At 58.4% G+C, this 17,490-nt stretch carries 23 protein-coding genes and 1 tRNA gene; 10 read left to right on the top strand and 14 right to left on the bottom strand.

From position 1 onward, the window contains the following. Nucleotides 1-351: 351 nt before the first annotated feature. Complete coding sequence (gene pheS, locus DHN60_RS04050; RefSeq protein ID WP_108836016.1) at nt 352-1,425, bottom strand: phenylalanine--tRNA ligase subunit alpha; 1,074 nt, start codon at nt 1,423-1,425, stop codon at nt 352-354. Nucleotides 1,426-1,722: 297 nt separating this feature from the next. Here pheS and DHN60_RS04045 point away from each other — a divergent pair, with 297 nt between their 5' ends. Continuing rightward, nucleotides 1,723-2,544 carry an OmpA family protein gene (locus tag DHN60_RS04045; protein ID WP_159089107.1) on the top strand — a complete coding sequence of 274 codons (822 nt, stop codon included), beginning with the start codon at nt 1,723-1,725 and terminating at the stop codon, nt 2,542-2,544. A gap of 77 nt (nt 2,545-2,621) precedes the next feature. Here DHN60_RS04045 and rplT read toward each other — a convergent pair whose 3' ends face one another. The 4 genes from rplT to pyk all read right to left on the bottom strand — a co-directional run bounded on the left by rplT (nt 2,622) and on the right by pyk (nt 5,098). Then, nucleotides 2,622-2,984: a 50S ribosomal protein L20 gene (gene rplT, locus DHN60_RS04040; protein WP_108836014.1), complete on the bottom strand. Its 363-nt coding sequence runs from the start codon at nt 2,982-2,984 to the stop codon at nt 2,622-2,624. A 15-nt stretch (nt 2,985-2,999) separates the two neighbouring features. Next, nucleotides 3,000-3,200 (bottom strand): 50S ribosomal protein L35, encoded by a 201-nt coding sequence (gene rpmI, locus DHN60_RS04035; RefSeq protein ID WP_027257795.1) that lies wholly within the window; start codon nt 3,198-3,200, stop codon nt 3,000-3,002. 169 nt (nt 3,201-3,369) lie between these two features. Beyond that, complete coding sequence (locus tag DHN60_RS04030) at nt 3,370-3,594, bottom strand: hypothetical protein (protein ID WP_108836013.1); 225 nt, start codon at nt 3,592-3,594, stop codon at nt 3,370-3,372. A 55-nt stretch (nt 3,595-3,649) separates the two neighbouring features. Continuing rightward, the gene (gene pyk / locus DHN60_RS04025) at nt 3,650-5,098 is read right to left on the bottom strand and encodes a pyruvate kinase (protein WP_108836012.1); all 1,449 of its coding nucleotides are present in this window, start codon (nt 5,096-5,098) and stop codon (nt 3,650-3,652) included. A gap of 102 nt (nt 5,099-5,200) precedes the next feature. On the opposite strand from pyk, the gene DHN60_RS04020 reads away from it, so the two are divergent. Next, a complete protein-coding gene (locus tag DHN60_RS04020; RefSeq protein WP_108836011.1) occupies nt 5,201-5,938 on the top strand; it encodes an N-formylglutamate amidohydrolase in 738 nt (245 codons plus the stop codon). A gap of 79 nt (nt 5,939-6,017) precedes the next feature. Next, entirely contained in the window at nt 6,018-6,332 is a 315-nt protein-coding gene (locus DHN60_RS04015) for a DUF1244 domain-containing protein (RefSeq protein ID WP_108836010.1), read from the top strand. Nucleotides 6,333-6,345: 13 nt separating this feature from the next. Here DHN60_RS04015 and DHN60_RS04010 read toward each other — a convergent pair whose 3' ends face one another. The 5 genes from DHN60_RS04010 to dgcN form a co-directional block, all read right to left on the bottom strand. Further along, complete coding sequence (locus tag DHN60_RS04010) at nt 6,346-6,627, bottom strand: NfeD family protein (protein ID WP_108836009.1); 282 nt, start codon at nt 6,625-6,627, stop codon at nt 6,346-6,348. Further along, nucleotides 6,624-7,520: an SPFH domain-containing protein gene (locus DHN60_RS04005; protein ID WP_108836008.1), complete on the bottom strand. Its 897-nt coding sequence runs from the start codon at nt 7,518-7,520 to the stop codon at nt 6,624-6,626. The genes DHN60_RS04010 and DHN60_RS04005 overlap by 4 nt, the downstream gene beginning before the upstream one ends. Nucleotides 7,521-7,646: 126 nt before the next feature. Continuing rightward, nucleotides 7,647-8,504 (bottom strand): D-amino-acid transaminase, encoded by an 858-nt coding sequence (locus DHN60_RS04000; protein ID WP_108836328.1) that lies wholly within the window; start codon nt 8,502-8,504, stop codon nt 7,647-7,649. Between the two features lie 2 nt (nt 8,505-8,506). Continuing rightward, on the bottom strand, nt 8,507-9,472 hold the full coding sequence (dgcA, locus tag DHN60_RS03995; protein WP_108836007.1) for an N-acetyl-D-Glu racemase DgcA: 966 nt from the start codon (nt 9,470-9,472) through the stop codon (nt 8,507-8,509). Between the two features lie 59 nt (nt 9,473-9,531). Continuing rightward, entirely contained in the window at nt 9,532-10,533 is a 1,002-nt protein-coding gene (gene dgcN / locus DHN60_RS03990) for an N-acetyltransferase DgcN (RefSeq protein ID WP_108836006.1), read from the bottom strand. Nucleotides 10,534-10,579: 46 nt separating this feature from the next. On the opposite strand from dgcN, the gene DHN60_RS22205 reads away from it, so the two are divergent. Beyond that, the gene (locus DHN60_RS22205; protein WP_159089106.1) at nt 10,580-10,732 is read left to right on the top strand and encodes a hypothetical protein; all 153 of its coding nucleotides are present in this window, start codon (nt 10,580-10,582) and stop codon (nt 10,730-10,732) included. 54 nt (nt 10,733-10,786) lie between these two features. Then, nucleotides 10,787-11,746, top strand: coding sequence for an L-malyl-CoA/beta-methylmalyl-CoA lyase (locus DHN60_RS03985; RefSeq protein WP_108836005.1), 960 nt, complete (start codon nt 10,787-10,789; stop codon nt 11,744-11,746). Nucleotides 11,747-11,786: 40 nt separating this feature from the next. Here the strand turns inward: DHN60_RS03985 and DHN60_RS03980 are convergent, their stop codons facing one another. Then, on the bottom strand, nt 11,787-12,254 hold the full coding sequence (locus tag DHN60_RS03980) for a lytic transglycosylase domain-containing protein (RefSeq protein WP_108836004.1): 468 nt from the start codon (nt 12,252-12,254) through the stop codon (nt 11,787-11,789). A gap of 173 nt (nt 12,255-12,427) precedes the next feature. On the opposite strand from DHN60_RS03980, the gene DHN60_RS03975 reads away from it, so the two are divergent. Then, nucleotides 12,428-12,895: a DUF302 domain-containing protein gene (locus DHN60_RS03975; RefSeq protein ID WP_108836003.1), complete on the top strand. Its 468-nt coding sequence runs from the start codon at nt 12,428-12,430 to the stop codon at nt 12,893-12,895. Between the two features lie 69 nt (nt 12,896-12,964). Here DHN60_RS03975 and DHN60_RS03970 read toward each other — a convergent pair whose 3' ends face one another. Continuing rightward, the gene (locus DHN60_RS03970) at nt 12,965-13,417 is read right to left on the bottom strand and encodes an Lrp/AsnC family transcriptional regulator (protein ID WP_108836002.1); all 453 of its coding nucleotides are present in this window, start codon (nt 13,415-13,417) and stop codon (nt 12,965-12,967) included. 72 nt (nt 13,418-13,489) lie between these two features. Between DHN60_RS03970 and DHN60_RS03965 the strand changes: the two genes are divergently transcribed. Together DHN60_RS03965 and DHN60_RS03960 are read left to right on the top strand one after the other, a co-directional pair. Next, nucleotides 13,490-14,083, top strand: coding sequence for a LysE family translocator (locus DHN60_RS03965; RefSeq protein WP_108836001.1), 594 nt, complete (start codon nt 13,490-13,492; stop codon nt 14,081-14,083). Nucleotides 14,084-14,146: 63 nt separating this feature from the next. Then, the gene (locus tag DHN60_RS03960) at nt 14,147-15,109 is read left to right on the top strand and encodes an acetyl-CoA carboxylase carboxyltransferase subunit alpha (RefSeq protein WP_108836000.1); all 963 of its coding nucleotides are present in this window, start codon (nt 14,147-14,149) and stop codon (nt 15,107-15,109) included. A gap of 59 nt (nt 15,110-15,168) precedes the next feature. Here the strand turns inward: DHN60_RS03960 and DHN60_RS03955 are convergent, their stop codons facing one another. Together DHN60_RS03955 and DHN60_RS03950 are read right to left on the bottom strand one after the other, a co-directional pair. After that, nucleotides 15,169-15,819 carry a GntR family transcriptional regulator gene (locus tag DHN60_RS03955; RefSeq protein WP_108835999.1) on the bottom strand — a complete coding sequence of 217 codons (651 nt, stop codon included), beginning with the start codon at nt 15,817-15,819 and terminating at the stop codon, nt 15,169-15,171. 31 nt (nt 15,820-15,850) lie between these two features. Then, nucleotides 15,851-16,543 carry a M48 family metallopeptidase gene (locus tag DHN60_RS03950; RefSeq protein ID WP_108835998.1) on the bottom strand — a complete coding sequence of 231 codons (693 nt, stop codon included), beginning with the start codon at nt 16,541-16,543 and terminating at the stop codon, nt 15,851-15,853. A gap of 130 nt (nt 16,544-16,673) precedes the next feature. Between DHN60_RS03950 and DHN60_RS03945 the strand changes: the two genes are divergently transcribed. Together DHN60_RS03945 and DHN60_RS03940 are read left to right on the top strand one after the other, a co-directional pair. Then, nucleotides 16,674-17,006, top strand: a complete 333-nt coding sequence (locus DHN60_RS03945; protein WP_108835997.1) for a TIGR02300 family protein — start codon at nt 16,674-16,676, stop codon at nt 17,004-17,006. Nucleotides 17,007-17,099: 93 nt separating this feature from the next. Beyond that, nucleotides 17,100-17,175 (top strand) — tRNA-Ala (locus DHN60_RS03940). The last annotated feature ends 315 nt before the right edge of the window (nt 17,176-17,490 follow it).

Raw genomic sequence — 17,490 nt, 5'->3', positions numbered from 1 at the left:
ATGATCGGAGCCAGCACAATTGTCCAACCCATAGCGTTCAAAATCGTGAACGTCAGTTTCAAATGACGCGGCATGCCGGAGCGCCACAGGAAAATGTGAGCAATGATGGGAGGGGCGACCAAGGTGAGGACGAGGCACACGCGCTTGACTGACTGCGTGGCGACCCTGCCCGATCAGGCAATTACACCTGGCCCTAGAAGTCCGACCACCCGGTGTATTGCGCCAATACGTCGGCGAGAATGTCCGCGAGTACGGGAAACTACCGAGCAGACGTGCCTATGCACCAACTGCGCTAAGTGATCGAGGAAGTCGTGAAGTTGGGACCGAAACTCCAGATCCATCCGGGTCGCTCTAGCGGCTCAACCCGCCATGCAGCGTTGGAACGTCCAGAGCTGCGAACCCATAGTGGCGCAGCCAGCGCAGATCGCTGTCAAAGAACGCGCGCAGATCAGGGATGCCGTATTTCAGCATCGCAATCCGGTCGATGCCCATGCCAAAGGCAAAACCCTGCCATTCTTCGGGATCGATACCGCCGGCCTGCAAGACCTTTGGGTGCACCATGCCGGAGCCCAGAATTTCGAGCCAATCATCGCCCTCGCCGACTTTCAGCGTACCACCTTCCCATGAACACCGGATATCGACTTCGGCCGACGGCTCGGTGAATGGGAAGTGCGACGCGCGGAAGCGCAGATCGACCCCGTCGACTTCGAAATAGGATTTCACGAACTCTTCGAGCACCCATTTGAGGTTCGCCATGGAAATGTCGCGGTCGATGGCCAGACCTTCGACCTGATGGAACATGGGCGTGTGGGTCTGGTCATAGTCGGCGCGATATACGCCACCGGGACAGATGATACGGGTTGGCGCACCGGATTTCTCCATCGACCGGATCTGAACGGGCGACGTGTGTGTGCGCAGCACGTGCGGCGGGCGATTGTCGCCGTCCGCGCGGTGCATATAGAACGTGTCCATCTCGGCCCGTGCGGGGTGGTGGCCGGGGATGTTGAGGGCGTCAAAGTTGTACCAGTCGGTGTCAATGCGCGGCCCTTCGGCAACCGAGAAGCCCATTTCGGCAAAGATCGCGGTGACCTCTTCGCTGACCTGACTGATTGGGTGAATGGTACCAACACGGCGATGACGTGTGGGCAGCGTGACGTCGAGCCATTCACTGCGCAACCGCTCATCCAAAGCAGCATCAGCCAGCCCAGCCTTCTTGGCGCTGAGCGCGCTGTTGATCTCGTCCTTGAGCGCATTCAGCGCCGGGCCCGCCACCTGGCGTTCCTCTGGCGTCATGCGGCCAAGCTCTCGCATTTTCAGAGCCACCTCACCCTTCTTGCCGACTGCGGCAAGACGGATCGCCTCCAAAGCGGCTTCATCGCCCGCTTGCGCGATCTGAGTGAGGTATTTCGCTTTGAGATCATCCATGGTTTCGGCTCCGCTCCCGCTTGCGAGGCGGAGTAGTCTTTCGGCCACTACAGTGCAAGTCATGACCGCTATTCAAGCCACAGAACACGCAATATGGGAATTGCGCAACAAACAGGCCCGAAAAGCAAAACACCGAATATAGAGACTATTGAGAAAACACCCGCGATATGCTTGGGTCCACCGCAATTATTAGATGATCGCGTCCGCTGTGCTGCCACATGTGCGGGTGACATACGGGCTAAGCCTGTCACAGCGAAGATCTTAGTCAATACATTGATCTGGCTTGGGGGACGGGCAGTGGCAAAGTTAACGATGAATACACCCGGCAGTAGCACGCCACGGGAAGCGGTGTTTGTACCGCCAAAGCAGCAAGGAATATCGAAATGGATACTGGCCGCAGGCGCGGCAGTGTTTCTTGCAATGTTCACAGGGCTGGTGGTGACCACCACCCTGTTGCTCTCGCAACAAAACCAGACAGTCGTTGAGGTTGCCGAAACCGCCACAGCGCTCGAAGAGCCATCGCTGCCGGACCTGACAAATGCGGTCACCCGTCAGGAAATGAGCCTGTTGAAATCCGAAACGGAGGAGGCGATCCCCGCGATCGCCGCGCCGGTTCTGCCCCAGTCAGCCGAAGTCGAACCAGAGGCACCTGCGCCAATCGCGGTCGCTGCGGCGACACGGACGCCGCTGCGATTGGGGGTCGCCCATCGCTACCGCGTGCCCAGTTGCGTCGATTACCTTGATACGTTGGTCAAGATTACAACGGTCAACTTTCCTTTGGGCAGTGACATCCCGGTTGCCGCCGACATGATCCGCGCACGCAACATCGCAACAGCGGTCAAGACCTGCGACGAGGTCAAGGTGGTCGTTGAAGGGCATTCGGACCGTCGCGGCACCGCGCAACTGAACATGGATCTCAGCTGGTTCCGCGCTCAGTCAGTGATCGACCAGTTGCAGCGTGAAGGTTACGATATTTCGGCCCTGCAGCCCCGCGGATTTGGCGCAACACGGCCTGTCAACTTTGCAGGCACCATTTCGGGTGAAGCGGAAAACCGCAGGGTCCAGTTCACGCTTGCACCGCGTAGCGCACCGACGACGGTCAGTCTCAGCGGCAACTGAACCACAGCGGTTGTGGCAGACAAGAAAAAGGCCCCGCCGATTAGATCGACGGGGCCCTAAATTTGTTTCGACAGCGCTTAGGCCAGTTGCGCTTTGGCCTGATCCACGATCGCAGCAAACGCGTCGGGCTCATTTACTGCCAGATCGGCCAGAACCTTACGGTCAACTTCGATACCAGCCAGCGACAGACCGTTGATGAAACGGCTGTATGTCAGCGCTTCGTCATGGGCGCGCACAGCGGCGTTGATCCGCTGGATCCACAGCGCGCGGAAGTTGCGCTTGCGGTTATGGCGGTCACGTGTTGCGTATTGGTTCGCCTTGTCGACGGCCTGGCGCGCGACCTTGAAGGTGCTCTTGCGACGGCCGTAGTAGCCTTTCGCAGCCTTGATGACCTTCTTGTGACGGGCGTGGGCGATTGTTCCACCTTTGGTACGGGACATATCAGATACCTCCTATCAGCGGTCGTAGGGCATAAAGCCCTTGACGATTTTAGCGTCGGGAGCCGACAGGGTCGTGGTGCCACGGGCGTCACGGATGAATTTGCGGGTGCGTTTGATCATGCCGTGGCGTTTGCCGGCCTGACCTCCCATGACCTTACCGGTCGCGGTCACTTTAAAGCGCTTCTTAGCGCTCGACTTGGTCTTCATCTTGGGCATTTCCGTCTCCATAGTTCGAGTTCGGTAAACGTGCGACTCGGCATGCCACTTGGGCCGGACGCACAGGAACGAACCCGCCAGATAAGGCGGTGCTGCACCAAGTGCAAGCCATTTCTGAATTGAAAGACGCAAAGAGCCATCAGGCCTTTAACGATCTGTTGGCCGCGCGTCAGGAAATGAAGGGTGCAATCACCCGGACGAACACATCCGGGATCTCAGGCAGCGTATATCCGCCGGGTTGGGTTTGGATTGCCAGCAGGATCAGACCCCCGGCAATCAGAATGGTGATGGCAGATGCACGCGGCGCGCGCCCGTCGGCGACGGCCGACAAAATCGACGGGATTGAAAACGCTGCAATCAGAATGCCTAGCACCAAATACATATCCGGCGTCATGACTTCACCTCACCTGTACATGTTTACATGCTTACATGCTTACATGCGGCAAGATTTACTCCGGATCGGTCGCGAAAATCAAACGTTCATCGCATGGGGCGACGCGCAAGATGTTGGTGGTGCCGGTGACATTGAAAGGCACCCCAGCAGTCACAACAATTTGGTCTTCAACCGTGCCAAACCCACCTTCCAACGCTGCTTTGGCCGCGCTGACGACAGCGCCCTTAAAGCGTTCCATGGCGGGCGTGATGACACAGTTACATCCCCAGCTTAAGGCCAGACGACGGGCTGTTCCATGCAAAGGGGTCAGTGCGATGATCGGCACGCGCGGGCGTTCCCGCGACACCAGCAAGGCTGTGGTACCGCTTTGAGTGAAACAGCAGATCGCCTTGATGTTGGTTGTTTCCGCAATCTCTCGGGCGGCCGCAACAATACCGTCAGCAATCGATCCACGATTGGCCTGACGGCTGGCCTCGATGATTTGGGTGTAGGTGGGATCTAATTCGACTTCAGCCGCAACTCGGTCCATCGTCGTAACAGCTTCGATCGGATAGCTGCCCGCAGCACTTTCCGCACTCAGCATGACAGCATCTGCGCCTTCATAGATGGCTGTAGCCACGTCAGACACTTCGGCACGGGTGGGCATTGGGCTTTCGATCATGCTTTCCAGCATCTGGGTGGCGACAATCACGGGTTTGCCAGCATAGCGGCACTTGCGCACCAGACGCTTCTGGATCGGCGGCACGGCTTGAACAGGAAGTTCCACGCCCAGATCGCCTCGGGCGACCATGATGCCGTCGCTTGCCGCCAGAATGGCGTCAAAACGTTCCACGGCATTGGGTTTTTCAATTTTGGATAGGATGGCGGCGCGGCCTTTGACCAACGCGCGGGCCTCTTCCACGTCAGCGGGACGCTGAACAAAGCTCAATGCCATCCAGTCCACGCCCAGCTTGGCGGTAAATTCCAGATCAGCACGGTCCTTTTCGGACAACGCGGCAAGGGGCAGTTCCACATCCGGCACGTTCACGCCCTTGCGGTTGGAAATCACGCCGCCTGCGATCACGACGCAATCGGCAAAATCTGGGCCGCAGTCTTCCACTTGAAGACGGATCTTGCCGTCATTGACCAGCAACGTCTTGCCCGGCTCAAGTGCTGCAAAAATCTCTGGGTGAGGGAGGCAAACGCGGGCGTTGTCTCCGTCTGCGGTGTCGAGATCCAGACGGAACTTGGCGCCGTCTTCCAGCATTTCGCCATCTTCATTGGCAAACACACCCACCCGCAGTTTGGGGCCCTGAAGGTCTGCCAAAATAGCGATGGACGACCCTGTGTCCACTTCGACCTGCCGGATGATTGCATGTTTCTTTGCAATCTCGTCATGGCTGCCATGGGACATATTCAGGCGAAAAACGTCCGCGCCCGCTTCGTGCAGTGCCCGGATCGTCTCGTAATCTTCCGATGCAGGGCCCAAAGTGGCCACGATTTTTACGTTGCGCATGCGTTTCATCGACCAAAGCCCTTTTGTGGTACCGCTAACAGAGGCGCTTATTGCTCAATTCACTTTCCGAAGCAACTGGCCTACATGTGCCACCGATATGGTGACACCTCTATGACATATTCCCCGTTTTCCATCCATGGTCCAGACCGACAGGGCCCTTGGGTGATCACATGCGACCACGCAACAAACACAGTGCCTGATTTTATCGCAGGCGGAACATTGGGCCTGCCAGACGCCGATATGGGCCGTCATATCGCATATGACATCGGAGCAATGGGCACGGCGCTGGCTTTGGGAGAAGCATTGAATGCACCCGTCATCTGCTCAAACTATTCGCGGCTGGTGATCGACCCCAACCGCGGCGCAGACGACCCGACGTTGATCCCCCAGCTTTACGATGGGACCATCATCGACGGGAACAGAAGGGTCGACGCGCAAGAGCGCGCGCGACGAATCGAAGCGCTGTACCAGCCCTATCATGACGCCATTGCAAGGCTGGCACATGGGCGCGATATCGCCTTCCTCTCCATCCACAGCTTCACGCCTCAATTGGTCGGACGTGCACCAAGGCCTTGGGAAATCGGCGTGCTCTCTGCTGAAGACAGGCGGATTGCCAACCCGCTGATCGGGAACCTGAGCAACCACCTGACAAGCCCGGTTGGAGACAACGCGCCCTATGCAGGGTTCTTTCCGGGTGATGCGCTCAGCCAGCATGCCCACGGACCGGGTCGGCCCAATGTGATACTGGAAATCCGCCAGGATCTCATCGAGAGCCCCACCGGCCAGCAACGTTGGGCCAGCACCCTCGCACCACACCTTGAAGCGGCCCACAAAAAGGCCAATCTTTAGACAAACGTTCTTCTGACGGAAAATACCGCGGGATCTGGGGTATCGCACCGGTCCAACGCCCAAACCAAGGAAAACCACCATGGACGCACAAACCCAACTCGAACTCGAAGCTGCAGCATTCCGCCGCCTGCGCCAACACCTGATGCAAGACCGCACGGACGTGCAAAACATCGACATGATGAACCTCACCGGGTTCTGCCGGAACTGTCTTAGTCGCTGGTACCAAGAGGCTGCCGCCGAAAAGGGCATCGAGATGAGCAAGGACGAAGGGCGTGAGGCGTTCTACGGCATGACCATGGATGAGTGGAAAGCTAACTATCAGACGGATGCGTCAGACGCGAAAAAGGCGGCCTTCGAGACCGCCTTTGAACAAAACGTTGAGAAAAAAGGTTAGGCTGAAGACCGCGTCATTCGTTAATGTCGCGGTCCCATTTTTTGACCTGTCCCCGGCGCACGCCGATCACAGAGCGCAGAACCAGCGCCGCAACCACCGAGGCTGATGCAAAGATCAGGAACAGGACAGGCGGCGTTGCGATCCAACCGAGCAGGCCAAAGGCCAACCCTACGCCGACGACCACTGCACCGACCGCCATGCCCAGAAAGACAAAGGCCGGTACAAAGACCTCGATGATGCTCAGCACTAGCGCAGCGACGATCCAGACCCACCAAAGGCTCCAAAGCTCGCTCATTTGCGTACCTTCCCGGTCAGCATGCCAAACGCTTCCCCGAAGGCATCCATCGCGCTAGAGGGCAGAACGATTGTCTGCTGCCCTTCACCGCGCGCGATTTCGGTAACTGCTTCGACCTGTTTCAACGCCACTTGAAATTGCGCGGATTCGATACCGTGGGTGTTGATGGCTTCGGCCACCACCTGCGTTGCATAGGCCTCAGCATCGGCCGTCACCCGGCGGGCCTTGGCGGCTTGCTCAGCAGCATAAAGCTCGGCATCGGCGTTCAACTCGGTGGCCCTTTTGTGGCCTTCAGCCTCGGTGACCGATGCACGGCGCGCACGTTCCGCGTTTAACTGCTGCAACATTGCCTCACGAGTCGCCGCATCAAGGTTCACGTCCAGAATCTCGGCGCGCGTTACCTCAATACCCCAATCATCCACCGCCTCTTCGACCAGTATCTTGATCTGGCTGATCAGTTGCGTGCGGTTGGACTGCACTTCATCCAGCTCCATCTTGCCGATTTCTGAGCGTACAATGCCTGCAATTGTCGTCTGTACCGCACCATCCACATCGCGGATGCGGTATACGGTACGCTCCGGTTCGGTCACGCGATAAAACACGCTGGTTTCGACCTGTACGAGGGCATTGTCGGACGTGATGGCATCCTGACTTTCGTTGGGCAACTGGCGTTCAAGCACAGACACCTTGTGGCGGACGACATCCATGAACGGGACAATAAAATTGATCCCCGGCCCAAGCACCGCGCGCAGACGACCAAAACGCTCGACCACATATTTCTCGCTTTGCGGTACAATCCGCACGCCCAGAAAAAGGCACAGCAGCAAGAACAGCGCGGCCAGAATTGGGATCAGGTTTTCGTTTAGCAGGCTTAAGATCAAATCTTCATTCACATAACCATCCCTCAAAGTTAATCGTATTTACATACTGTAACTGGACACGAATCAACTGAATTTCAAGGCTAAGCGAATTTGAAATGACGCGTGTTGCCCCCGATATGGGTACGGCGAGGGCCCTAGTTACACAGCTGCTTTGCGGCTTTCGTCCAGATAAATTTCGCGCAGGCGCGGCGCGACATGGCCCGGGGTTCCATCCCCAAGCGCTACGCCGTCAATCTCAACCACCGGCATCACAAAAGTCGACGCTGAGGTGATAAATGCCTCGTCGGCTTCACGTGCTTCCTCGATGGTAAAGTTGCGTTCCTCGACCTCCATCTGCGCCTCTTGGGCAAAGCGGAGCACGGCTGTCCGGGTGATCCCTTTGAGGATATCGGGCGACGCTTCACGGGTAATGATCTTGTTGCCCTTCACGATGTAGGCGTTGTTCGATGTACCTTCGGTCACGAACCCGTCCTGCACCATCCATGCATCGTCCACGCCCGCCTTCTTGGCCATCATTTTCCCCATCGAAGGATAGAGCAATTGCACCGTCTTGATATCGCGACGACCCCAGCGGATGTCTTCGATGCTGATGACCTTCATGCCCTTCTTGGCGGCAGGGTTGTCAGCAAGGCCGGGCTTGTTCTGGGTAAACAAAACGATTGTTTGCGGCGTTTCAGGGTCGGGAAAGGCAAAGTCGCGATCGCTTGGCGCGCCGCGCGTGATCTGAAGGTAAATCATCCCTTCCTCAATGCCGTTCAAGCGGACGAGTTCGCGATGCACCTCCAACAGGTCTTCTTTCGAAATCGGGTTGGCCATGTCCAACTCATCAAGCGAGCGCTGCAACCGCACTGCATGACCGTCAAAATCAATCAGCTTGCCATCCAGAACGGACGTTACCTCATAGACCCCGTCGGCCATCAGGAAACCACGGTCAAAGATCGACACCTTCGCCTCAGTTTCAGGCAGGTAGTCTCCGTTTACGTAAACAGTGCGCATCTTTATCCCCATAGCTCTGCGCGAGGCGGATGCACCCCGGCGTCATCAAAAATCAACGGTGTATCACGGTCTTCGGCCAACAAGAGCGGCCCGTCAAGGTCCACCACCGCCGCACCCTGCGCCACCAACGTTGCAGGTGCCATGGCAAGGGACGACCCGACCATGCAGCCGACCATCACGCCGTACCCATCTGCCAATGCGGCATCGCGCAGGGCCAGCGCCTCGGTCAGGCCACCCGTCTTGTCGAGCTTGATGTTCACCACGTCATACTTGCCCTTCAAACCGGGCAGGCTGTCGCGGTCATGGCAGGATTCATCCGCGCAGACTGGCACGGGTCGTTCCATCCCAATCAGCGCGTCATCTTCCCCGGCGGGCAATGGCTGCTCTACCAGTTCCACGCCCAACCGAACCAGATGTGGGGCCAGATCGGCATAGACTTCCGCCGACCACCCCTCATTGGCATCCACAATGATGCGGGCCTTGGGCGCACCGGCACGCACCGCCTCAAGGCGGGGCATGTCATCTGGCGTTCCCAGCTTGATCTTGAGCAGTGGGCGATGCGCATTCTGCGCCGCCTGTGCCTGCATGGCCTCAGGCGAAGCAAGGGACAGCGTATAAGTAGTAATTTCCGGGCCCGGTGCGGCCAGCCCGGCCAGTTCCCACACCCGTTTTCCCAACCGTTTTGCTTCCAGATCCCACAACGCACAATCCACTGCGTTGCGCGCCGCACCAGCAGGTAACAAATCATAAAGCGCCTGACGCGTGAGCCCATCAGGCAACGCTTCGATCTGCGCGGTCACGGACTCCAGCGTCTCACCATAGCGCGCATAGGGCACACACTCACCCCAGCCACGCGCGTCCCCATCGGTGATGACCGCGCTCAGTACCTTTGCCTCGGTGCGCGACCCGCGCGAGATCGTGAAAACTTGCGCCAGCTGAAACACATCGTGGCTTACATCAATGCGCATGATTCACCTTCATCTCGCGGGACAAACTCTTCTCAAAAAGCCGGTCAGACGACCAGCCTTCACAGATCAACAAGCGCATCGACCAACTTGCCCGCCCCAAAACGATAAGGGTCGGTTGCCGGCAGGTTCATGCGATCTTCGATCTCCTGCAAACAGGCCTTGGCTGCCGCCTCATCCAGCGCCTTGGTGTTCACCGACACGCCGGTAACCTGACAGGCCGGGTTGGCCAGTCGGGCCAAAGGCAAGGCCGTGTCGCGCAATGTTTCAAGCGTCGGCAAACCGAAGTGGGGCAGACCGCGCATGTGGGTACGCGTCGGTTCATGACACAGAACCAGCGCATCAGGCTGGCCACCATGAATCAGCGCCATCGTGACACCGGAATAGGACACGTGAAACAGGCTGCCCTGCCCCTCGATATGGTCCCAGTGATCCGCATCATTGTCCGGGGTCAAATATTCCACTGCACCAGCCATGAAATCGGCGATGACCGCATCCAGTGGCACGCCCTTGCCTGTGATCAGAATGCCGGTCTGACCAGTGGCGCGAAAATCTGACTTCATGCCCCGCTTCTGCATTTCTGCGTCCATCGACATGGCTGTGTACATCTTGCCGCAGGAACAATCAGTACCGATGGCCAGCACACGCTTGCCCGACCGCTTGACCCCATTGGCAATGGGATAGGCGACAGTGGGCACGCGCACATCATGGAGCGTGCCGCCATTCACCTTGGCCGCAGACTGCAGCTCGTTTTCGTCGCGCAAAAGGTTATGCAAACCCGCAGCAAGGTCATACCCCATCTGCAGGGCCGTCACCAAAACCACCTTCCATGCGTCCGAGATGGTACCACCCCGGTTGGCCACGCCAATGACCAGAGTTTTGGCACCAGCTGCCAAACCTTCTTCTAAGGTCATATCTGCCAAACCCATATCCGCTCCACATCCGGGCAGACGGAACTGGCCAACGGCATTTTCCGGACGCCAGTCCGTGATGCCCTGGGCCACTTTAGCGGCAAGCTGATCCGGGGCGTCGCCCAGAAACAAAAGGTAAGGTGTCTGAATCATCTCATGGTCTTTCTATGCAGAAGTCTTGGCGCAAAATGGCCTATTTATGAGCCGCGTACATCGCAAAATCGTCACTCCGGAGGTCAAACAGGACGTATTGGTGCGCCGATCCGCTCTAAAACGGGCATTCCGTGCCATTTCGCAGCGCAAAGGCACATATGCTGCACCTGCACAATGCGGGTTGTGGACCGTCGCGTAATTTAATAACTGACAAGGCAGAAACAACGCAACATTCTTGCCGAAAGGGCGCGCTATGTCATTCAGTCTCCAACCAACACCGCCTGCCCGCCCCAACCGCTGCCAGCTGTTCGGACCGGGCTCGCGCCCGGCGATCTTTGAAAAGATGGCAGCGTCAGCGGCCGATGTGATCAACCTCGACCTCGAAGATTCGGTTGCGCCATCAGACAAAGACAGCGCGCGCGCCAATATCATTCAGGCGACGCACGACATCGACTGGGGCACAAAAACGCTATCGGTGCGCATCAACGGGCTCGACACCCCTTACTGGTACCGCGACGTTGTCGACCTGCTGGAACAGGCAAGCGACCGCCTTGACCAGATCATGATTCCGAAAGTGGGCAATGCGTCTGACATCTATGCTGTCGACGCACTCGCCACTTCGATCGAGGCCGCCAAGGGACGCAAAAAACCTATCCAGTTCGAGGTGATCATCGAATCCGCCGCCGGCGTCTCCCATGTCGAAGAGATCGCCGCCGCTTCACCCCGTATGGCCGCCATGTCGCTTGGGGCGGCAGACTTTGCGGCCTCCATGGGCATGCAGACGACCGGCATCGGGGGCACGCAGGAAAACTATTACATGTTGCACGAGGGCCAGAAACATTGGTCTGACCCATGGCACTGGGCACAGGCAGCGATTGTTGCTGCCTGCCGCACACACGGAGTACTTCCAGTCGACGGACCGTTCGGTGACTTTTCCGACGATGACGGTTTCCGCGCTCAGGCCCGCCGGTCAGCCACCCTTGGCATGGTCGGCAAATGGGCGATCCACCCCAAACAGGTGGCCATCGCGAACGAAGTCTTTACCCCCTCAGACGAAGCCGTCGCCGAGGCCCGCGAAATCCTCGCTGCAATGGATGAAGCAAAGGCCAAAGGCGAAGGCGCAACGGTTTACAAAGGACGGCTTGTCGACATCGCCTCAATCAAACAGGCCGAAGTGATCGTGAAGCAATCAGAAATGATCGCAAAAGCCTAAAGCACCAGCCAGGAGGTGGGGTGCCTTTGGCACGCCACCCCTAGTCCGGCCAAACCCTCTGCCCATCTACACCCGTTTCGGCGACCAGTCCACGACGTTTGGCCTCAAAATAATAGCCACGCGCATACCACATGACGGCTGTGTCCATGTCCCCATCGGACACCAACCACGCGCCGCGCAAATAGCGTGTCGCGTAACGCAAGTTGGTCTCGGCATCCAAGAGGTCATTGGGTACGCCACTAAACCCCATGCTGCGAGCCGTGGCGGGCAGAATTTGCATCAATCCATAATAGGGCCCGTTACGCGCGCTGGGACGGTGCGTGCTTTCGCGAATAACAACCTTCTGGACGAGAGCGACGGGAACGTCGTTCTCGGCTGCAGCCGCCTCGATCAGCATACGCAGTTCCGGTGTTTCGTTCGGGTACAACTCAACAGCTTTGATCGGCTCTGGCTGCGGCGAAGAACAGGCCGCCAAGGCAAGGACAAAGGCAAGAACAAGAAATCGCATTGGCAAGGGCCTCGCGGTGGTTTCGGGTGGCATCCACGTACACCGGACGCATGGACGCGACCAGTCACAGATGTGTTGGCTGGCCAACACCGGCGAACCTGTGCGCACACAGACGTGATTGGGCAAGGCCACGTGCGCCGTGCATTGGTTGCCCAAACTGTAGGAGCCAACCCATGCGCCACCTCTTTGCAGCATTCCTTTTGATCCTAACGGCCTCACTCGCCCACGCTGAAATGACGGCGCGGGACGGCTGGTCTGTAACCCGCACGACCAAGCCGTTCGGGCAACTGGTCGATGACGTCAAATCCGCCGCCAAAGCCAACAAGATGGGTGTCGTTACCCAAGCCGGTCCAACCGGGGCCGCGAAAAAGCGGGGGATCACTATCCCCGGCAATCGGGTGATCGGGCTGTTCAACAACGTCTACGCCGTCAACATACTGAACCTATCGACTGCGGCCATGATCGAAGCGCCTATTCGGATGTACGTCACTGAAAACGAGGACGGCACAGCGACGCTCAGCTACAAACTGCCATCCACGGTCTTTGCACCTTACGCAGATGATGCAGGGCCCGAACTGACAAAACTGGCAAGCGAGCTCGACACGATCTTCGCCGCTATCAGCACAGAAGCGGCGAACTGATCCCACTTCTTTTGGCTAGAAATACCGTGCACGCGAGGGGTTGGTGCCTCGTTCCCGCTCGCTCCGATATCAGGCGCGCTCGTCCTTGGGCGATCCCAGCACCACATAGGACGTGATAGAATTCACATCTGGCAACGCCCCCAGCATCTCGGTGTGAAACAGCTTGTAGCTGGCAATGTCGGCACATTCGACGCGCAGCAAGTATTCGATGGTGCCGGTGATGTTATGGCACTCACGCACTTCCGGCGCGCGCGCAATAGCACGCTCAAACGCTTCCTGGCTGGCCTTGGAATGAGCGCTTAGGCCAACCCCAATGTAGGCGACAAATCCGCCGCCCAGTTTGGAGCGATCAAGTATGGCGCGGTATCCGGTGATGACCCCACGCCGCTCAAGATCCTGCACACGGCGCAGACAGGCCGAAGGCGACAGACCCACGCGATCCGCGAGTGCAATATTGCTCAACCGACCATCGCGACTCAGTTCTTGCACAATTCGTTCGGATATTTGGTCGATATTAGTCATTAATTGCACAGGCTAGACAAATTTCGGCGTTTTTGCAATTTCATATCGCTCGTTTATGTCCATTTATTGCCCATGACATTTGATCTCGTTCCAGCGCTTGCCGCCTTTGCCTTTGTCAGCTCGATCACCCCGGGCCCGAACAACCTGATGCTTATGGCGTCGGGGGCCAATTTCGGATTCCGGCGCACCGTGCCGCACATGCTCGGCATCGGAATCGGGTTTTCTCTGATGCTTTTGCTGGTCGGAGCCGGGTTGGTGCAGATCTTTGACGCCTATCCGATCAGCCACCAGATTCTGAAAATTGGCTCGGCTGTATACCTGCTCTATCTGGCGTGGAAAATCGCGAACGCCGCCCCTGTGCGCAAAGGCGAGGACACCGGCACTCCGATGACGTTCCTTCAGGCTGCGGCCTTCCAGTGGGTGAACCCAAAGGCTTGGAGCATGGCTCTGACGGCTGTCTCCGTCTACACGCCAGACACCACATTCGCGGCCATCGCGTTGGTGGCACTGGTATTCGGCGCAATCAATCTGCCGGCTGTCAGCACATGGACGATCGTGGGTCAACAAATGGCCCGGTTCTTGACCAACCCGGTACGGCTGCGCACCTTCAACTGGACCATGGCGGCTCTACTGGTCGCCTCGCTCTACCCCGTGCTCTTTCCCTGAACATTGCAAATGGTTCCGCACCCGGCCATATAACGCCAAAGACCGCAGCAGGAGTGTGCGCGCGTGACGCAATATCTGGAATTCGAAAAGCCACTGGCAGAGATTGAAGGCAAGGCAGAAGAACTGCGAGCCTTGGGTCGGCAAAACGAGGACATGGATGTCGCAGACGAGGCAGCGGCGCTGGATGGCAAAGCCGCAGCACTGCTCGAGGATCTTTACAAGAACCTCTCACCGTGGCGCAAATGTCAGGTCGCCCGCCATCCTGATCGCCCCCACTGCGTCGACTACATCAACGCGCTTTTCACCGAATACACACCGCTGGCCGGGGACCGCAATTTTGCGGATGACCATTCGGTCATGGGGGGGCTGGCCCGGTTCGACGACCGGCCCGTCGTCGTTCTTGGCCATGAGAAAGGCAACGACACCAAATCCCGGATCGCGCGGAATTTCGGCATGGCCCGGCCCGAAGGGTATCGCAAGGCGATCCGGCTGATGGACTTAGCGGACCGCTTTGGTCTGCCGCTGATCACGCTGGTGGATACGCCCGGTGCTTACCCCGGCAAAGGGGCAGAGGAACGCGGTCAATCCGAGGCCATCGCACGCTCAACCGAAAAATGCCTGCAAATCGGTGTTCCCATCGCCTCCGTGATCATAGGCGAAGGTGGATCAGGTGGCGCTGTCGCCTTTGCCACGGCCAACAAGATCGCGATGCTCGAAAACTCCGTCTATTCGGTGATCAGCCCGGAAGGGTGCGCCTCGATTCTGTGGAAGGACTCCGAGAAAATGCGCGAAGCCGCCGAAGCGCTGCGCCTGACCGCACAAGACCTCAAGCAACTGGGCGTCATTGACCGCATCATCCCAGAAGCCTTGGGAGGCGCACATCGCTTTGCAGACGAAACCATGGCCGCTGTGGGCAAGACGCTGAAAGCGATGCTGGGCGATATGGACAAGATGGACTCCAAAGCGCTGATCACGCAACGGCGTGAAAAGTTCCTAAACTTGGGGCAGTCCGGCCTCGCAGCATAACGCAAGCCAGTCAGAAGATCCGATCAACGCCTTGTCCAAGGTCGTGCCGGTCAGGTCGATCAGGTCGCCAACATGCGCAAGCCCTGGGTGACATCGGACCGCACCGCAATGCGCAGGCTTGGCTCGTCCCCTGCACGCAGAGCAGCAATGATATGGCGGTGATATTGCGGCGGCTCGGTGCGCCGCAAACGGCCATATAGGGCGCGCATCGTCGGCCCCATCTGCAACCAAACCGTTTCGGCCATGGCCAGCATGGCAGGGGCCTGTGCCCGCAGATAGAGTGTGCGGTGGAATTCAAGGTTTGTGCGGATATAGCTGACCGCATCCCGATGCGCGACGGCCTCGGCCACGGCCCCGTTGATGGTTTGCAGCCGTTCTATCAAGGCCAAATGCGCACGCGGAAGGGCGCGGGTCGCAAGCTCCACTTCGATCAGGGCGCGCAGGGCAGCCAATTCTTCTATGCGCTCATTGGAGAGTTCAGGTGTCGATACCCGCCCTGACTGAGACAGGGTCAGCGCGCCTTCAGCCACCAAACGACGCACCGCCTCGCGCGCTGGGGTCATAGACACATCAAACTGCTTGCCGATCCCGCGCAATGTCAGGGCCGTCCCCGGCAGGATATCACCATGCATAATCCGCGTTCGCAAACGGCGATAGACCTGATCATGGGCGGCGGTCGAGGCTTCTTTTGCGGGTATAACAGGTTGCATGTGGATTTGTGATCACATGCCGCTCGCGCGGTCAATCACCAAAACGGAAGCGATGCAGATCATTGCCCTCGCGGCGCAACCAGGCACGGGCTGGGGCGTAGGGGCCGTAAATGCGCTCCACCTCGGCCCAAAACGCGGGTGAGTGGTTCATTTGCGCCAGATGAGCGACCTCGTGGGCGGCCACATAATCCAGCACTGCAGGCGGGGCCATGATCAGACGCCAAGAATACATCAAACGCCCCGCGCTCGAACACGACCCCCATCGGGACCGTGTGTCGCGTATGGAAATGCCAGAATAGGATCGGCCCAAACGAGCGGCATAATGATCACTCGCCCCTGCCAGACGATCGCGTGCACGGGTTTTCAGGTAGCCAAGAACGCGGGCGGGCACTCTCTCTTCTGCGCCCGGCACATAGAGCACACCATCCTCGAACAAAACGCGCCGGCCTGTGCCCGTGGCGATTTCGCACAGCGCGCCTTCCACAGGTATGCGAGCACCCAAAACAGCCACCACGTGGCCCATAGACGCTTGCAGATGCTTGCGAATCCATGCCTGTTTTGTCTCAGCAAAAGCCAGCGCTTCGCGTTCGCTGGCGCGTGTTGGGAGGGTCAGAGTGACCCGCCCGTCGATCTGGTTGATGCGCAAGGTCATGCGGCGCGCACGGGCCGAGCGGCGCAAGGTCAGCGCGATATCCGGATCCCCTTGCAGGACACGCGTCGACATCCCATTTCCCCTATCTGGCCATAAGGCTTTGACTCCGTGCTGGCCTTATGGCACTTGCCCAGAATCGCTTCAATAAGAGATGGCCCAAACGCACCCGCGCCCGAGGCCTTCAGACACACAAGGATACCCGATGCCAAAGGAAGAATGGGGCACCAAACGCCTCTGCCCAACCACGGGCAAACGGTTTTACGACATGAACCGTTCGCCCATCGTCAGCCCCTATACTGGTGATGTGGTGGAGCTGGACAGCTCTAAAACTCGCATGATCGCAGCAGACGCCGAAGATGCCGTCACAGCCAAGGCCAAGGCCGCCACAGCCTCCGAGGACGAGGATCAGGTGGTTGATGATGATGACGTCGACGTGGATCTGGATGATGATCTGCTGGATGACGACGACGCGGACGAAGATACTGTTCCGCTCGAAGAGATCGCTGACGTCGCAACCAACGACGACGACAGCTAAAGACACGAGCCGGACGGGGTCGATTAGTACTTGATCCCGTCTCTCAAAGCGCCTAATCAGCGGCGCACGGCTGGCAACAGCCGCCCAAGGAATGGGGCATTAGCTCAGCTGGGAGAGCGCCTGCATGGCATGCAGGAGGTCAGCGGTTCGATCCCGCTATGCTCCACCATTCCTCTACCAATCCACGCATGACCAGTGGTCCCGATGACCACCGTGGGCGCTGACTTACGGGCAACGGCTCACGCCGTCACCCTGAGTGCAGCGGTTCGATCCCGCTATGCTCCACCATTCCTCTACCAATCCACGCATGACCAGTGGTCCCGATGACCACCGTGGGCGCTGACTTACGGGCAACGGCTCACGCCGTCACCCTGAGTGCAGCGGTTCGATCCCGCTATGCTCCACCATTCCCCTGCCAATCCACGCATGACCAGTGGTCCCGATGACCACCGTGGACGCTGACTTACGGGCAACGGCTCACGCC

This window comes from Tateyamaria sp. Alg231-49 (assembly GCF_900143535.1).
Classification (GTDB): Bacteria; Pseudomonadota; Alphaproteobacteria; order Rhodobacterales; family Rhodobacteraceae; genus Tateyamaria.
The sequence above is the reverse complement of the archived record's forward strand: the minus strand, read 5'-3'. Positions and strand labels throughout refer to the sequence as shown.

Excerpts from the sequence above, each read along its gene's own strand:
- DHN60_RS04020 (WP_108836011.1), top strand. The coding sequence starts at position 5,201 with ATGACATATTCCCCGTTTTCCATCCATGGTCCAGACCGACAGGGCCCT.
- DHN60_RS04000 (WP_108836328.1), bottom strand. The coding sequence starts at position 8,504 with ATGCGCACTGTTTACGTAAACGGAGACTACCTGCCTGAAACTGAGGCG.
- DHN60_RS03965 (WP_108836001.1), top strand. The coding sequence starts at position 13,490 with ATGACATTTGATCTCGTTCCAGCGCTTGCCGCCTTTGCCTTTGTCAGC.
- DHN60_RS04010 (WP_108836009.1), bottom strand. The coding sequence starts at position 6,627 with ATGAGCGAGCTTTGGAGCCTTTGGTGGGTCTGGATCGTCGCTGCGCTA.
- DHN60_RS03980 (WP_108836004.1), bottom strand. The coding sequence starts at position 12,254 with ATGCGATTTCTTGTTCTTGCCTTTGTCCTTGCCTTGGCGGCCTGTTCT.
- DHN60_RS03975 (WP_108836003.1), top strand. The coding sequence starts at position 12,428 with ATGCGCCACCTCTTTGCAGCATTCCTTTTGATCCTAACGGCCTCACTC.
- rplT (WP_108836014.1), bottom strand. The coding sequence starts at position 2,984 with ATGTCCCGTACCAAAGGTGGAACAATCGCCCACGCCCGTCACAAGAAG.
- dgcA (WP_108836007.1), bottom strand. The coding sequence starts at position 9,472 with ATGCGCATTGATGTAAGCCACGATGTGTTTCAGCTGGCGCAAGTTTTC.
- DHN60_RS03950 (WP_108835998.1), bottom strand. The coding sequence starts at position 16,543 with ATGTCGACGCGTGTCCTGCAAGGGGATCCGGATATCGCGCTGACCTTG.
- dgcN (WP_108836006.1), bottom strand. The coding sequence starts at position 10,533 with ATGATTCAGACACCTTACCTTTTGTTTCTGGGCGACGCCCCGGATCAG.
- DHN60_RS04015 (WP_108836010.1), top strand. The coding sequence starts at position 6,018 with ATGGACGCACAAACCCAACTCGAACTCGAAGCTGCAGCATTCCGCCGC.
- pyk (WP_108836012.1), bottom strand. The coding sequence starts at position 5,098 with ATGAAACGCATGCGCAACGTAAAAATCGTGGCCACTTTGGGCCCTGCA.
- DHN60_RS04030 (WP_108836013.1), bottom strand. The coding sequence starts at position 3,594 with ATGACGCCGGATATGTATTTGGTGCTAGGCATTCTGATTGCAGCGTTT.
- rpmI (WP_027257795.1), bottom strand. The coding sequence starts at position 3,200 with ATGCCCAAGATGAAGACCAAGTCGAGCGCTAAGAAGCGCTTTAAAGTG.
- DHN60_RS03985 (WP_108836005.1), top strand. The coding sequence starts at position 10,787 with ATGTCATTCAGTCTCCAACCAACACCGCCTGCCCGCCCCAACCGCTGC.
- pheS (WP_108836016.1), bottom strand. The coding sequence starts at position 1,425 with ATGGATGATCTCAAAGCGAAATACCTCACTCAGATCGCGCAAGCGGGC.
- DHN60_RS03955 (WP_108835999.1), bottom strand. The coding sequence starts at position 15,819 with ATGCAACCTGTTATACCCGCAAAAGAAGCCTCGACCGCCGCCCATGAT.
- DHN60_RS22205 (WP_159089106.1), top strand. The coding sequence starts at position 10,580 with ATGAGCCGCGTACATCGCAAAATCGTCACTCCGGAGGTCAAACAGGAC.
- DHN60_RS03970 (WP_108836002.1), bottom strand. The coding sequence starts at position 13,417 with ATGACTAATATCGACCAAATATCCGAACGAATTGTGCAAGAACTGAGT.
- DHN60_RS03945 (WP_108835997.1), top strand. The coding sequence starts at position 16,674 with ATGCCAAAGGAAGAATGGGGCACCAAACGCCTCTGCCCAACCACGGGC.